The sequence below is a fragment of the Sporosarcina koreensis genome (assembly GCF_042655825.1).
Classification (GTDB): Bacteria; Bacillota; Bacilli; order Bacillales_A; family Planococcaceae; genus Sporosarcina; species Sporosarcina koreensis.
The window spans coordinates 205,389-220,399 of the sequence record NZ_JBHSNP010000009.1; the positions used below are offsets into that span (position 1 = coordinate 205,389).

The 15,011-nt window shown below is 47.2% G+C and carries 15 protein-coding genes and 1 riboswitch; of the genes, 11 read left to right on the plus strand and 4 right to left on the minus strand.

Annotation, left to right across the window (positions count from 1 at the left end; all coding sequences use genetic code 11):
- Nucleotides 1-87: 87 nt before the first annotated feature.
- Nucleotides 88-1,566, plus strand: coding sequence for a histidine ammonia-lyase (gene hutH, locus ACFPTP_RS04885; RefSeq protein WP_381442655.1), 1,479 nt, complete (start codon nt 88-90; stop codon nt 1,564-1,566).
- Nucleotides 1,567-1,777: 211 nt separating this feature from the next.
- On the opposite strand, the gene ACFPTP_RS04890 is transcribed toward hutH, so the two are convergent.
- Nucleotides 1,778-3,010: an NAD(P)/FAD-dependent oxidoreductase gene (locus ACFPTP_RS04890; protein ID WP_381442656.1), complete on the minus strand. Its 1,233-nt coding sequence runs from the start codon at nt 3,008-3,010 to the stop codon at nt 1,778-1,780.
- An 80-nt stretch (nt 3,011-3,090) separates the two neighbouring features.
- Here ACFPTP_RS04890 and ACFPTP_RS04895 point away from each other — a divergent pair, with 80 nt between their 5' ends.
- Entirely contained in the window at nt 3,091-3,987 is an 897-nt protein-coding gene (locus ACFPTP_RS04895) for a 5'-3' exonuclease (protein ID WP_381442657.1), read from the plus strand.
- A gap of 14 nt (nt 3,988-4,001) precedes the next feature.
- Here the strand turns inward: ACFPTP_RS04895 and ACFPTP_RS04900 are convergent, their stop codons facing one another.
- The 3 genes from ACFPTP_RS04900 to ACFPTP_RS04910 form a co-directional block, all read right to left on the minus strand.
- Nucleotides 4,002-4,520 carry a C39 family peptidase gene (locus ACFPTP_RS04900; protein WP_381442659.1) on the minus strand — a complete coding sequence of 173 codons (519 nt, stop codon included), beginning with the start codon at nt 4,518-4,520 and terminating at the stop codon, nt 4,002-4,004.
- Nucleotides 4,521-4,544: 24 nt separating this feature from the next.
- Nucleotides 4,545-5,000 carry an STAS domain-containing protein gene (locus ACFPTP_RS04905; RefSeq protein ID WP_381442660.1) on the minus strand — a complete coding sequence of 152 codons (456 nt, stop codon included), beginning with the start codon at nt 4,998-5,000 and terminating at the stop codon, nt 4,545-4,547.
- A gap of 118 nt (nt 5,001-5,118) precedes the next feature.
- Complete coding sequence (locus ACFPTP_RS04910; RefSeq protein ID WP_381442661.1) at nt 5,119-5,436, minus strand: thioredoxin family protein; 318 nt, start codon at nt 5,434-5,436, stop codon at nt 5,119-5,121.
- Nucleotides 5,437-5,646: 210 nt separating this feature from the next.
- Between ACFPTP_RS04910 and ACFPTP_RS04915 the strand changes: the two genes are divergently transcribed.
- The 9 genes from ACFPTP_RS04915 (at nt 5,647) to ACFPTP_RS04955 (ending at nt 15,003) form a co-directional block, all read left to right on the plus strand.
- Complete coding sequence (locus ACFPTP_RS04915; RefSeq protein ID WP_381442663.1) at nt 5,647-8,031, plus strand: 3-hydroxyacyl-CoA dehydrogenase/enoyl-CoA hydratase family protein; 2,385 nt, start codon at nt 5,647-5,649, stop codon at nt 8,029-8,031.
- Nucleotides 8,032-8,062: 31 nt separating this feature from the next.
- Nucleotides 8,063-9,238 (plus strand): acetyl-CoA C-acetyltransferase, encoded by a 1,176-nt coding sequence (locus ACFPTP_RS04920; protein WP_381442664.1) that lies wholly within the window; start codon nt 8,063-8,065, stop codon nt 9,236-9,238.
- A gap of 245 nt (nt 9,239-9,483) precedes the next feature.
- The gene (locus tag ACFPTP_RS04925; protein WP_381442666.1) at nt 9,484-11,271 is read left to right on the plus strand and encodes an acyl-CoA dehydrogenase family protein; all 1,788 of its coding nucleotides are present in this window, start codon (nt 9,484-9,486) and stop codon (nt 11,269-11,271) included.
- 74 nt (nt 11,272-11,345) lie between these two features.
- A complete protein-coding gene (locus tag ACFPTP_RS04930; RefSeq protein ID WP_381442667.1) occupies nt 11,346-11,705 on the plus strand; it encodes an arsenate reductase family protein in 360 nt (119 codons plus the stop codon).
- Nucleotides 11,706-11,785: 80 nt separating this feature from the next.
- Nucleotides 11,786-12,169, plus strand: a complete 384-nt coding sequence (gene gcvH / locus ACFPTP_RS04935) for a glycine cleavage system protein GcvH (protein WP_381442669.1) — start codon at nt 11,786-11,788, stop codon at nt 12,167-12,169.
- Between the two features lie 239 nt (nt 12,170-12,408).
- Complete coding sequence (locus ACFPTP_RS04940; RefSeq protein ID WP_381442670.1) at nt 12,409-12,750, plus strand: toprim domain-containing protein; 342 nt, start codon at nt 12,409-12,411, stop codon at nt 12,748-12,750.
- 12 nt (nt 12,751-12,762) lie between these two features.
- On the plus strand, nt 12,763-13,071 hold the full coding sequence (locus ACFPTP_RS04945; protein ID WP_381442672.1) for a thioredoxin family protein: 309 nt from the start codon (nt 12,763-12,765) through the stop codon (nt 13,069-13,071).
- A gap of 56 nt (nt 13,072-13,127) precedes the next feature.
- A riboswitch (SAM riboswitch) is annotated at nt 13,128-13,232 on the plus strand.
- 96 nt (nt 13,233-13,328) lie between these two features.
- Nucleotides 13,329-14,342: a methionine ABC transporter ATP-binding protein gene (locus ACFPTP_RS04950; protein WP_381442673.1), complete on the plus strand. Its 1,014-nt coding sequence runs from the start codon at nt 13,329-13,331 to the stop codon at nt 14,340-14,342.
- The gene (locus tag ACFPTP_RS04955) at nt 14,335-15,003 is read left to right on the plus strand and encodes a methionine ABC transporter permease (RefSeq protein ID WP_381442675.1); all 669 of its coding nucleotides are present in this window, start codon (nt 14,335-14,337) and stop codon (nt 15,001-15,003) included. The genes ACFPTP_RS04950 and ACFPTP_RS04955 overlap by 8 nt, the downstream gene beginning before the upstream one ends.
- Nucleotides 15,004-15,011 lie beyond the last annotated feature (8 nt).

The following is a 15,011-nucleotide window of genomic DNA, read 5'->3' on the forward strand; positions in this document are numbered from 1 at the left end:
ATTTTCGTAAAAATCGCCAAAATCCTTTCGGCATCGTGTACGATGGAAAGTAGAAAGCAACTTATTCTAGCCGAAAGGATGGTTTGAATGATTGAATTGACAGGGTCTTCTCTAACACTTGAACAGATGAAAAGCATTTTATATAAAGGTCAACAAGTCGCGTTGAATGCCGTTTCTTTGGAACGCGTCCAGAGGAGTAGGGAAGCGGTTGACCGGATTGTTGAAAATGACAAGACGGTGTATGGCATCAATACCGGTTTCGGTAAATTCAGCGATGTGAAAATTGATGAAAAGGATACGAAAGCATTGCAATTGCATTTGATCCGCTCGCATGCTTGCGGTGTCGGTGAGCCTTTTTCTGAGAAGGTTTCACGTGCAATGGTCGTCCTGCGATTAAATGCACTTATGAAAGGGTTCTCAGGAATCCGCGTCGAAGTGTTGGAGCGATTTGCATTCATGGTGAATAACGATATCCACCCGGTCATCCCGCAGCAAGGATCGCTTGGAGCTTCAGGAGACCTTGCGCCGCTTTCCCATTTGGCATTGGTTCTATTAGGGGAAGGATTCGTTTGGCGAGACGGCGGGCATGTGCCTGCTGCGCAAGTTTGGAATGAATTCGGAATGGAGCCGATCATCCTTGAAGCGAAGGAAGGACTTGCTTTGATTAACGGCACACAGGCAATGACCGCGCAAGGTGTCGTCAACTATTTGGAGGCGGAGAAGCTTGCGTACAGCAGTGAGTGGATCGCCGCTATGACAATGGAGGCATTGCATGGAATTACGGATGCCTTCCATCCTGCCATCCACGAGGCTCGCGGATACAAAGAGCAAGTCGATGTCGCTTCGAGAATGTTGACTTGGCTGGAGGACAGCGTATTGACGACTGTGCAGGGGGAGAAGCGCGTTCAGGACGCCTATTCAATCCGTTGCATCCCGCAAGTACACGGAGCGAGCTGGCAAGTGCTTTCTTACGTAAAAGAAAAGCTGGAGATCGAAATGAATGCGGCGACAGATAACCCGCTGATTTTTGAAGACGGTGAAGTCGTCGTTTCCGGCGGGAACTTCCACGGACAGCCGATCGCTTTTGCAATGGACTTCTTGAAGATCGGTGTAGCTGAACTCGCAAACATTTCCGAACGACGTATTGAGCGACTCGTCAACCCGCAATTGAATGAAGGGCTCCCCCCGTTCCTCAGCCCGCAACCTGGATTGCAATCAGGCGCGATGATCTTGCAATACTCCGCAGCAAGCCTTGTGTCTGAAAATAAAACATTGGCGCATCCAGCATCCGTCGATTCGATTCCATCATCAGGTAACCAGGAAGACCATGTGTCGATGGGGACAATCGGTTCAAGGCATGCACAGCAAATTATTAAGAATGCAAGAAACGTTTTGGCCATTGAAGCGCTATGCGCGATGACTGGCTGCATGTTCCGAGGCGAGGATAAAATGGCGCCGAAAACACGCGGGCAGCTGGAAGGACTTCTTCAAGTTGCCGAACCGATAAAGGAAGACCGGATTTTCGGACCGGATATTGAAAAGATTAGTGATTATTTGAATGCGTAAGAAATGGAGGCTGGGCAGAATCTGACTTTCTGCCGCAGCCTCTTTTTTATTGTTCAATTAAATAAAGGTTGCGCTCAAAACGGAGCGTTTGGCGCTCAATGTGAAGCATCCTGCGCCCAAAGCGAGTCATTCCGCGCTCAGAGCAAGCCTCCCCGCGCTCAAATCGAGTAATTCCGCGCTCAAAGCGTTCCATCCCACCAACAATATACCATTATAAAATCATCTTGCTTTTTCCCTTTCCATTCTTTCTCGCCAATTGAACGATATGTGATGCCGGATGCTCAATTCCGAATAGCCGATCGGCAAGTATTTCTGCGCCAAGCATGCTGTAGACCGTACCGTTTCCTCCGTAACCTAAAAGGTAAAAATGATTCTTTCTCGTTGGATGCTCACCGATGAATGGCAAGTTGTCGATAGACTCCCCGAAAGTTGCACAATAGGCGTAATCAATTCCTATATCCAAGTGAGGGAAAACCTCATTAAATTTCCTTCGCAATTCATTGCCGCGTTTAGAAATCAACTCATCCGTGATTTCCATCTCACCGCTGTTTTCATCCAATCCACCTACAATAATCCGATTGTCGGCAGTCGTTCTCAAATAAAGATAAGGGCGCTTCGTTTCCCAAATAAGCGCATCCTTATACCAAGCATGCGACTCCTTCAATGGCTCCGTAACGATCACGTAGGATCGGTTAATATCGGCGCCGATCCTTTTGCCGATCGGCAGTGTTTCATAGCCTGTCGTGAAAATGATGTTTTTTGTGCGCAATTCACCCTCTGTTGAAGAGATTGCCAATTGGCCACCACGCTCGGTTACATCCAGCATTTCCGTAAATTCAAATAGATGAGCACCTTTCGTTTCGGCAAGATCGAATATGCCGTTAGTGAATACATAAGGATTCACTTCCGCATCCCCGAAAGTCACGATGGCACATGGACGGTCGATGCCGGCGTTGTTCAGCAGGTCATTCCTATCCCAGTAAGCGCATGGGAATCCGTATGTTGATAATGTCTGGAATTCCTTTTTAATCCGCTCGGCGTCGTCCTCACCGCTTGCGTAATAAATACTTTCCCTGCAAATGAAATAAGGATTTACCGCCAGGCGATCAGCGATGTTCTTCAATTGTCCCATTGCTTGCAGACAGCTTCTGTAAAAATCAACAGCATCATTTCGCCCGATCTGTTCAATCAATTCATGAAGCATGATATCATTAGAGTATTGGAGAAGCCCCGTGTTGGCAGACGTGCTCCCAGCTGCAAACCGCCTTTTTTCCAAAACTGCGATTTGAAGGCCGCGATCTAGCAGGGATAATGCCGTTAGGGCACCAGACATGCCGCCTCCGACAATGACAGCATCATAGCAATCCTCTTTTTGTGCTGGCTTTTTTCTATGAGGTGCTTGATACGTAGTTGGCCAATACAATGAACCTTTATGTAGTTCCATAAAAAATACCCCCTTGCTTTTCCATACCCATTTCATGAGGTTTGGAAAAGTGAAGTACATGATTTAAGGAGATGATAGCAATGACAGGTGAACAAAAACCACATATTTTGCTTATAGACGGCATGGCTTTATTATTCAGATCGTTTTTTGCCACATCAGCAATGGGACATTTCTTCCCGAATGACGATGGAGTCCCTACGAATGGCGTTCAAGGATTTGCGCGCCATGCAATGACGGCGGCATCTATTTTCAACCCTACCCATATGGCAGTCTGCTGGGATATGGGTGCGCATACGTTCAGGAATGATCTGTTCGACGGCTATAAGGCGAACCGTCCGGAACCTGCGCCTGAACTCGTGCCGCAATTCGACATGACGCGGGAAGTGTCCGAGCTGATCGGCTGGAAGAACTACGGAATCCCTGGAATGGAAGCCGACGATTTGATCGGCTCGCTCGTCTGCGAATGGGAAGGCAAGGCGGATATCACCATCGTTACTGGGGATAAAGACCTTTTGCAGCTTTTGCGACCTGGAGTCAAAATCGCATTCATGAAAAAAGGCTACAATGTATACGATATTTATTCCGAAGAACGTTTTGTTGAAGAGTACGAGATTGCACCGGAACGATTCGTCGAAGTGAAAGCATTTACGGGTGATACGAGCGACGGCTATCCGGGTGTGAAAGGGATCGGTCCGAAAACTGCGTTGAAACTCGTGAAGGAATATGGAACCGTCGAAGATGTCATCGAGTCATTGCATGAACTTACGCCAGGCATGCGGAAGAAGATCGAAGAGGATATGGAAATGCTGCATCTGTCAAAAAAACTTGCGCAAATCCATTGCGAGCTGGAATTCAATGATCCTATCGAGCAATTAAGCCTTCCGGATTTCTCCGGGGCGAGGGAACCATTGGGGGAAAAAGGCTATACGATGATTCTCAGACAGATGAACTCTTTATTTCCAGAGCTGATTGCTTAATACAAAAACCACTGCTACTCGTCAGCAGTGGTTTTTCTAATCTTTATGAACGATAGGATAGGGCGGTTAGGTTCATAGGCGATTTCACGAACACGGCTCTCACGGTTCCGGCCTCCATTGTCATGGACAAGCAGAATTAGTCCGTTTTCATCTTCCTTATACCCAACGACAGGAACCCAGTGATAATCAAAAGCAAAATCGCCGAACCAATGAAACGTGAACCATTTGTCGAACTTCGCCGCCACAGGACGCCCTGCATCGATTTCCTGTTTCAATTCCTCGACGCCACATTCTTCAATACGCCATCCGGAACCGAGCAGCTTGCGGAGATTGTGAATGAAGCGCCATTTGAACAGGCCGATACGGGTTCCGCCGAGCAAACGGTAAAGAGCATTCACTTGAATGCGGGAATCTTGCAGATGATGTCGGAGAATTGTGAAGGCGGTGACCGGACCGCAAGCGGAAGGCTGGAAGCGCTTATCGATTTCGTCATCGTATTGAGATTTGCCTTGGAAGCCTTCCAATCGTTTCATTTACCAATCCCTCCACTGATAGGTTTACAGCGTAGAATTTTGTTCTTTCTGAAGAGTTTTCATTGCCATCCTGAAATTGACGTACGACTCGAATTCCATATGGACGCCAGCTGCAATAATCTTTCTGACGATCAGCGGATTGAAGCCGACTGAAATTGGACGGACATCCATGAGCTTTAACGTATTGTTCAGCACTTGCAGTTCAAGCGCGAGCGAGTCGTAGTCATGGGGTTCTTTTTCATTTAGGTCAGCTGCAGTAAAGTCGAAAATAACACAGTTTATCCCCCGGTGCTTGTCCAGATGCTCCAAGACAAGTGTGCGGATCAGCTCAAACCGCTCCGGTCCCGTATAGCCGACAATGGGCACAAGAATTGTATCATCGAGAAGCGACGAAATGATCGGAACAGATGATCTTTTGATCGTTTCCTCCAATTCGGCAATTCTCTTTTTATATTGTTCTATTTCTTTTATGTAATCCATCTGGCACACCTCGGCATATGCGTTTTCTTCCATTATACGATAAACCGATAGAAAAGAGGCAAACTAAAAGGAGGAGGCCCTATTGGTTGCCCCCTCCACTCGTAGTTTACTTACTGATTCATTTTACCGTTTCAAGAAAATCGGTCACTTGATCCGGTGTTTTTGCGTTCGCGCTATGTAAGTGCGCTTTCTTTTCTCCATTTTGGAAGATGAGCAAGCTCGGGATTCCCATCACTTCATATTTCTCCGCGATTTCAGGCAACACGTCACGGTCGACGTCATACCATGTATACATATCGTAGTCTTTGACAATCGGATCAATGAACATATCCATACGTGTGCAGTCCGGGCACCAGCCAGCTTGGAATTTGATAAGCGATTTGTCGTCGCTGTTAATAACCTTGTTGAATTCTTCAACTGTAGTAATTGATTTCATATTGAACACACTCCTTTACTAAGTAGTGTACCTTCTTTTTACGAATCAACATAGAAAAATGCCCATAAGAAAAAATAGGGAATAAATGCATTTCAATATTGCGAAAAAGAAGAGAATGATATAGACTGATAGATATAGATAACGTTTCTATTTTTTTTACTCGTAAAATGAATGAATGTTCATTCAAAAGAAAAAGGGAGGCTTCGCAACGTGGCATATCAAATCAAGAAAGCGGCAGTATTAGGTTCAGGCGTAATGGGATCTGGCATTGCAGCCCATCTCGCCAATATCGGCATTCCTGTCCTTCTGCTGGACATCGTTCCAAAAAATAGCACTGAACAGGAAGAAGCAAAAGGCCTTACATTGGAAGACCAGCAAGTCCGCAATAAATTTGCGGCGACAGCTTTGGAGAAACTTTTGAAGCAGAAGCCGGCGCCATTGGCCGCTAAACAGAATCTTTCACTTATTGAAGTCGGCAATTTCGAGGACGACTTGGAAAAGTTGAAAGACGTGGACTGGATCATTGAGGTCATCGTTGAGAATTTGGACATTAAAAAAAGTTTGTATGAAAAAATAGATGCAGTTCGGACACCTGGTACGATCATCAGCTCCAACACATCAGGAATTAGTATCGAAGCGATGGCTGAAGGGCGTTCGGAGGATTTCCAAAAGCATTTCCTTGGAACCCACTTCTTCAATCCGCCTCGTTATTTGAAGCTGCTTGAAGTGATTCCGACTGCGAAGACAGATGAAAGCGTACTCAATTTCATGCTTCAATTCGGAGAAGATCGTTTAGGAAAAGGCGTTGTCGTCGCAAAAGACACACCGAATTTCATTGCGAACCGTATCGGAACTTACGGTCTTCTCATCACTCTTCGCGAAATGGAGAAGCGTGGCTATTCGATCGGAGAAGTCGACTCGGTGACCGGCACGCTGATCGGCCGGCCGAAATCGGCAACTTTCCGTACATTGGATGTCGTCGGTCTCGATACGTTCATGCATGTTGCAAAAAATGCGTACTACAAAACGGAAGGTGAAGAGAAGGAAGTGTTCGAGCTTCCACCGTTCATGAAGAAAATGATCGACAATGGATGGCTCGGCGCGAAATCGAAACAAGGATTCTACTTGAAGGAAGGAAAGGAGATCCTTGAGCTTGACCCGGAAACATTCGAATATGGCCCGACGAAAAAATTGAAAACGCCTTCAATTGAAATGGCGAAACAGCAAAAGGGACTTGCGAATAAAGTGAAGGCACTCGTCTACGCAAAAGACCGGACGGGAGAAATCCTGTGGAGCATCCTCTCGCCGACATTGCGCTATTCCGCTGATTTGATCGGTGAAATTGCTGACGACATCGTCGCGATCGACAATGCGATGAAGTGGGGCTTCGGCTGGCAGCAAGGTCCGTTCGAAGTTTGGGATGCAATCGGAATTGCGAAATCGGTTGAAAGAATGAAAGAGGAAGACGCAGCAATTCCAGCTTTCATCCAAAATATGCTCGACAACGGTGTTGAATCTTTCTATAAGGAAGAAGACGGCGACCTCTATTTCTATGATGGGGAAGGCTACAAGCTTGTTTCAATCAATGAGAAAGCGATTGACCTTAAACGCTACAAGAAGAAGCACGGCGTCATCAAGAAGAATTCCGGCGCCAGCCTTGTCGATCTAGGAGACGGCATCGCTCTGCTTGAATTCCATTCCCAATCGAATGCAATCGGTTTGGATATCATTCAAATGATCAATTTCGCGATCGATGAAGTGGAGAAGAACTTCAAAGGCCTCGTCATCGGGAACCAAGGAAAGAACTTCTGCGTCGGTGCGAATCTAGCGATGATTTTAATGGAAGCACAGGACGATAATATTTTTGAACTTGATTACACAATCAAAGCGTTCCAAAACGCAATGATGAAAATCAAATATAGCCGGAAGCCGGTCGTTGCGGCTCCATTCCAAATGACACTCGGCGGCGGGGCGGAAGTATGTTTGCCGGCTGCGCATATCCAAGCGTCGATGGAAACGTATATGGGCTTGGTGGAAGTCGGTGTTGGCTTGATTCCTGGAGGCGGCGGCAACGTCAATCTGTATACGAAGCATTTGAAAGGCTTGCCGAACGGCGTGCAGGTCGATTACCAATATGTTGCGAATAAAGTGTTCGAAACGATTGCGATGGCGAAAGTGTCGACTTCCGCTGAAGAGGCGAAGGAAAATAACTTCCTCGATTTCGCGGACGGCATAAGCGTCAATCCAGATCACTTAATCTATGACGCGAAGCAGGCTGCACTCGCATTATACGAAGCGGGCTATACACCGCCGAAGAAAGAGAAAATCCCGGTCACGGGAGATTCCGGGTATGCAACGATGCTCCTCGGAGCGGAAGGCATGCATTTGTCGGGCTATATTAGCGACCATGACTTGAAAATAGCGAAGAAGCTCGCATTTGTTTTATCAGGCGGAAAAGTGCCTTATGGAACACTTGTCGATGAACAATACATGTTGGATCTTGAGCGGGAGGCGTTCCTGAGCCTAATTCAAGAGCCGAAATCCCAACAGCGGATGCAGCATATGCTTCTGAAAGGGAAGCCGCTGCGCAACTGATCTGCACATATTGCAAAAGGAGGAAATTCAAATGCGTGAAGCAGTAATTGTAGCAGGTGCAAGGACGCCGGTCGGAAAAGCGGGCCGCGGTTCCCTGGCGACTGTTCGCCCGGATGACCTGGGAGCTTTGACAATTAAAGAAACATTGAAACGTGCAAATGGATACGATGGACCGATAGATGATTTGATCATTGGATGCGCGATGCCGGAAGCGGAGCAAGGAATGAACGTCGCACGAAATATCGGGGCGCTCGCAGGGCTGCCCGATACAACGCCTGCAATTACGGTTAACCGGTTCTGTTCATCGGGCCTCCAATCGATCGCATATGCAGCGGAGCGGATCATGCTAGGTCATTCAGAAGCGATCATCGCTGGAGGCGTCGAATCGATGAGCATGGTGCCGATGATGGGGAATACAATCAGACCGAACTTCAAATTGGCCGAAACAGCTCCCCAGTACTATATGGGAATGGGCCACACAGCCGAACAGGTGGCAATGAAATACGGCGTCAGCCGGGAAGACCAAGATGCATTTGCAGTCCGTTCGCATGAAAAGGCGGCAGCGGCAATTGCAGCCGGCAAATTCGTAGATGAAATCGTACCTGTAGAAGTCGTGAAACGTTTTGTTGATGAAAACGGAAAGTACCAGGAAAAGACGGTCCTTTTTGAAATGGACGAAGGGGTGCGTACGGGCACATCGATGGAAGTGTTGGCGAAATTGCGTCCGGCTTTCTCGGTGAAAGGTTCCGTCACTGCCGGAAATGCATCCCAAACATCCGATGGCGCGGCATCCGTCCTCGTCATGGACCGTGAAATCGCGGAAGGCCAAGGCCTGAAACCGATTGCGAAATTCCGTTCATTCGCCGTAGGAGGCGTTCCGCCGGAAGTGATGGGAATCGGGCCGATCGAAGCCGTTCCAAAAGCATTGAAACTGGCTGGACTTTCCATCGAGGATATCGACCTTTGGGAGCTGAATGAAGCATTCGCATCCCAATCCTTGCAAGTCGTCCGCCATCTAGGCATAGATATGGATAAAGTCAACGTCAATGGCGGAGCGATTGCATTAGGCCACCCGCTAGGCGCAACAGGCTCAGTCCTAACATTGAAGCTAATGAATGAGTTGAAGCGCCAAGGCAAGCAATTCGGCGTCGTCACCATGTGCATCGGCGGCGGAATGGGCGCAGCCGGCGTGTTTGAAATGTTATAAGGAGCGCTTTATGAGCTTTTAGGGTCATGTATGTGTGATTAGAGTGAAATATGCGTTTTGAAGAAGACAAGAAGGATTGAAGCGAAAGGCGGCGACTCCTGGGGGATAAGCGGGACAGGTGAGACCCCGCAGTGGAGCAAAGCGACCGAGGAGGCTCACCGCCCGCCCCCCGGAAAGCGTCCGCCTGAAGCGAAAATCCGTTACAAAAAAAGATATTTTATTAATATTTCAAGGGAGGAATTATAATGACTGAATCAACAACAAAAGATTTCATCCGCGGAGGTGCTTTCCTTATCGAGGACATCGACGCATCACGCGTCTTTACACCAGAAGACTTTTCCGACGAACAAAAAATGATCGCGAAAACGACAGAGGACTACGTGAAAAATGAAGTCCTTCCAGTCGTTGAAAACTTGGAGAATCACGAATTCGAACACTCTGTCAGACTACTGAAATCTGCAGGGGACCTTGGCCTTCTCGGTGCCGACGTTCCCGAAGAATACGACGGTCTCGGCCTTGATAAAATCTCTTCTGCATTGATCGCTGAAAAAATGTCCGTCGCTGGCGGCTTCTCCATCACACACGGAGCGCACGTCGGAATTGGAACATTGCCGATCGTCCTATTCGGAAATGAAGAACAGAAGAAAAAGTATTTGCCGAACTCCGTATCCGGCGATAAAATTTCCGCTTATGCATTGACTGAACCCGGCTCCGGATCTGACGCGCTTGGTGCAAAGACAACAGCGAAGCTGAACGAAGCCGGTACACACTATGTGTTGAATGGTGAAAAACAATGGATCACAAACGCGGGATTCGCAGATGTATTCGTCGTTTATGCGAAAGTGGATGGCGATAAATTCACGGCATTCATCGTTGAAAGGGAATTCCCAGGTGTATCCGTAGGTGCGGAAGAGAAGAAGATGGGCATCAAGTCGTCTTCTACTCGTACATTGATCCTTGAAGATGCGCAAGTTCCTGTTGAAAACCTGTTAGGTGAAATCGGCAGAGGGCATATCATCGCATTCAACATTTTGAACATCGGCCGTTATAAACTGGGCGTAGGTACAGTCGGCGGTTCCAAACGTGCTTTTGAATTGGCGGTTACGTACGCGAATCAGCGCCAACAGTTCAAAACTCCGATTTCTTCATTCAACCTGACAAAAGAAAAGCTTGCAACGATGGCATCAAAGATCTATGCGACGGAAAGCTTAATCTACCGTACAGTAGGGTATTTCGAAGAGCGCAACAGCCAAATGACTCCGGAACAGCAAAAAGACGGAAAAGCGGTTGCAGCTTCCATTGCAGAATATGCAATCGAATGCTCCATCAACAAAGTTGTCGGTTCCGAAGTGCTTGACTACGTCGTTGACGAGGCTGTCCAATTGCATGGCGGATACGGGTTCATGCAAGAGTATGAAGTTGAGCGCGCTTACCGCGATTCCCGCATTAACCGTATCTTTGAAGGAACGAATGAAATCAACCGTATGATCGTTCCGGGAACGTTCTTGAAGAAGGCGATGAAAGGCGAATTGCCTTTACTTGAACAGGCGCAAAAATTGCAGGAAGAGCTGCTTATGATGATGCCGGAAGAAATCGGCGACGAAGCGCTTGCCCAAGAGAAAGTGCTCGTGAAAAACGCGAAGAAAATCGGTTTGCTTGCAGCTGGAATGGCGGCACAACGATTCGGCACTCAACTTGATAAAGAACAGGAAGTTCTCGTGAATATTGCTGACATCGCAAATAACATCTTCGCAATGGAATCCGCATTGCTCCGTACGGAGAAAGCAATCGCTAAAAATGGTGAAGAGAAAGAGCAACAGAAGATCCTTTACACTGAAATCTTCTGCCAAGAAGCGTTCGAAGCAATTGAGAAAGATGCGAAAGAAACTCTCCTTGCATCCGTCGAAGGCGATAACCAACGCATGATGCTATCTGCATTGCGTAAATTGACACGTTCGAATCCATACAACATCATCGCGAAAAAGCGCGAAGCATCCGTCAAATTGATTGACGCTGAAAAATACGTCGTTTGATAGGACACCGCCCGGGTTATTTTTATCCCGGGCGGCTTCTCTGTTATACTTGGGGAAAATGGAGGTGTTGCGAATTGTCTTTAATATATTACGGTTACCCGAAATGTGGGACATGCAGGAAAGCGAAAAAGTGGTTGGAAACCGCGGGGTTGGAATTCGTAGATGTCAACATCGTTGAAAATCCACCGTCAAAAGAGGAGCTTCAACAAATGATCGGGAACTCCGGCTTGGATATTAAGAAGTTCTTCAATGTGAGCGGCATGAAATACCGGGAATTGAATTTGAAGGATAAACTGCCCGAGATGACGGATGACGAGAAGGTCGAGCTGCTGGCGACGGATGGCATGCTGATGAAAAGACCGCTTGTGACAGATGGCGCGAAAGTGACTGTCGGCTTCAAGGAAGACCAGTTTGAAGAAGTTTGGGGAGCCTAATATACTTTCTTGTCTTTAGCTTCGGAATATGTCAAAATTGAATGGAAATCAATAATTGTATACTTATGGAGGGGTACGGGATGAGCACACCTAAAGAATTTCGTTATTCAGAAGAACATGAGTGGGTAAAAGATGAAGGCGGAAAGTATCGTATCGGTATTACACATTTCGCACAATCCGAACTTGGCGATATCGTTTTCGTTGAATTGCCGCAAGTTGGAGACGAAGTGAAAGCAGACGAGCCATTCGGCAGTGTCGAGTCAGTGAAAACTGTTTCTGAACTGTATGCTCCGATCAGCGGTAAAGTTGTTGAAGTGAACGAGGAATTGGAAGACAGCCCTGAATTGGTGAACGAATCTCCATTTGAAGGTGCTTGGATGATCGTTGTAGAAGCATCAGACGAATCCGAACTCGATAAACTCATGTCAGCTGAAGACTACGACAAAATGACTGTCGGCGAGTAATCGTTTAAGTGGCGCCTGGATCTTTAACTCCGGCGCTTTTTTCAATGGATGGGAAACGATAAATTCCAGGTATGATGGGTAAACTTCTAATGCGGTAGTTTCATCTAGCTTCGGGTGGCAGCCTCTCGGGTCGCTTCGGGCTTAAAAGAAAAGGCAAAAACCGCCTTTTTTTCAAGCCCTCCAGCGCCTGTCGAGGCTAATCGCCGCCCTACGCTTTTGTTTAAGGGGGTGTCGTGCAAGTGGAACATCAAAAAGTCCTGATCGTCGAAGGCGGATCGGATCGGAAGCGATTGCAAAAGGTGCTGGCGGAACCGGTTGAAATCATATGCACGAACGGGACTGTGAGCCCTTATCGCATCGAGGAGATCCTTTTGCCTTATGAGGATTGCGAACTGTTCGTGTTTCTGGATGCCGATGAATCCGGCGATAAAATCAGGTCTTTATTCAAAAGATATTATCCGGAAGCGACCCATCTTTATACGGAACGGACGTATCGCCAAGTCGAAACGACGCCGTACCGTGTGCTTGCCGCCGTCCTCCTCTCTGAGAATTTTGAGGTGCATCCCGAATTTTTACTTTGAAGGTGATCAATTGTGACCAATATCGAAAACTGGACACGTGAGCAATGGGAAATGAGCAAATTAGATTTTCCGGAATCGATATATTATTTATATACGCCGATGTGCGGAACTTGTGCAGTTGCTTCGAAAATGATGGAAGTCATTGCTGCTATGAAACCAAATTTGCCGATTGGGAAGGCGGATCTGAATTATGTAGAGGACCTCGCTGTCGACTATGAAATCGAAAGTGTCCCTTGTCTTTTAATCCAGAAGAGTGGGGAAGTCGTCCATAAAATCTATGCTTTTCAATCTATTCCGCATCTTCTTGAGAAAATAGGTTGACAGTAGTCAGCAAGCCATGATATAAGTATATCTATTAACTTTAACTGAATATGTCGCTCTTATAAAGAGAGGTGGAGGGAAGTGCCCTATGAAGCCCGGCAACCGTCACGGAAGTGAAATGGTGCCAAGTCACACAAAGCGTTTGCTTTGAGAGATGAGAGATCGGATTGACGTTTATTTGATATAACGTTTTAGCCTTTCTGCTTATCCGCGGAAAGGTTTTTATTTTGGACAAGATAGTGGTAGAGGTGATAATGATGATCCAACTGAAAGACGTGAAAAAAAGGTTCGGCCGGACGAATGATGAAATTCTGGCGGTGGACGGTGTGTCCCTAACGATTGATGAGGGTGAAATCTTTGGCATCATCGGTTACAGCGGTGCCGGGAAAAGTACATTGATTCGCCTATTGAATGGGCTAGAGACTCCGACAACGGGGACAATCAAAATCGGAAACCGTGAAATATCGGCCTTTACAGGTAAAGAGCTGCGGGAAGCAAGACAAAAGATAAGCATGATATTCCAACATTTCAATTTGCTTTGGTCCCGTACAGTGAAGCAAAACATAGCATTCCCGCTTGAAATCGCCGGAGTGAAAAAGGCAGACCGCGAACGGAAAGTGGCGGAACTGATTGAGCTCGTCGGATTGAGTGGCAGGGAAGATGCTTATCCTTCCGAACTTTCCGGCGGTCAAAAGCAGCGTGTCGGAATTGCTCGCGCATTGGCAAATGATCCTGAAGTGCTGCTTTGTGATGAAGCGACTTCCGCGCTTGACCCGGAAACGACAGATGCGATTCTGGATCTGTTGACAAATATTAATGAACGGCTTGGTTTGACGATTGTACTGATTACGCATGAAATGCATGTCATCCGGAAAATCTGCCATCGCGTGGCGGTCATGGAAGCCGGGAAAGTCGTAGAAATCGGTCCGGTGCTGGATGTGTTCCAGTCCCCGCAAGCTCCGATTACAAAACGGTTCGTTTCCCAAGTGACGGAACCGGCTGGAACCGATCAAGCGATAGCTCATTTGCCGGGAGGGACGCTCATCAAACTCGTATTTGTCGGGGAGAAGACAGAGCATCCTGTGTTGGCAAGCTTGATCCGGAAATTCGATGTCGACGTGAATATCGTCCAAGGGAATATCTCCCATACAAAAGGCGGCGCTTATGGCTCACTCATTTTACAGCTTCTCGGCAATGAAAATGATATTGATACAGCGATTGCCTATCTCCATGAACTAGGCGTACAGACAGAGGTGATCGGCAATGAATGAAGAACTATTTCAACATGTTAACTGGGATAAAATGTGGGAAGCAACAGTTGAAACATTATATATGACAGGAATCTCCACTTTATATACATTCATTTTCGGGATTGTTCTCGGCGTGCTCCTATTCTTATCAAGCCCAGGCCAGCTTTGGAAAAATAAATTGGTATACGGCATTACGGGAGCTTTCGTCAATATATTCCGCTCAATCCCTTTTATTATTTTGATCATACTCATTATCCCTTTCACAACCTTGCTCGTTGGATCGATGCGTGGTCCGGAAGCGGCCATCCCGGCTCTCGTCATCGGGGCTGCCCCGTTTTATGCGCGGATGGTCATGATCGGCTTGCGTGAAATCGATAGAGGCGTTATCGAAGCTGCGAGATCGATGGGTGCGAAAACAAGTACAATCATCTTCAAAGTGCTGCTGCCCGAATCGATGCCCGCGCTCATTTCTGGAATTACGGTAACGGCGATTGCGCTCGTCGGCTATACGGCGATGGCAGGCGTCATCGGAGCAGGCGGGCTCGGGAACCTTGCCTATTATGAAGGATTCCAGAGAAGCCGGACGGACGTGATGATTGTTGCAACGATCATCATTTTGATTATCGTCTTTGTGATTCAAGCCATCGGCGATTTTGCAGTTAAAAAATTGGACAAACGTTAATTGCAGGT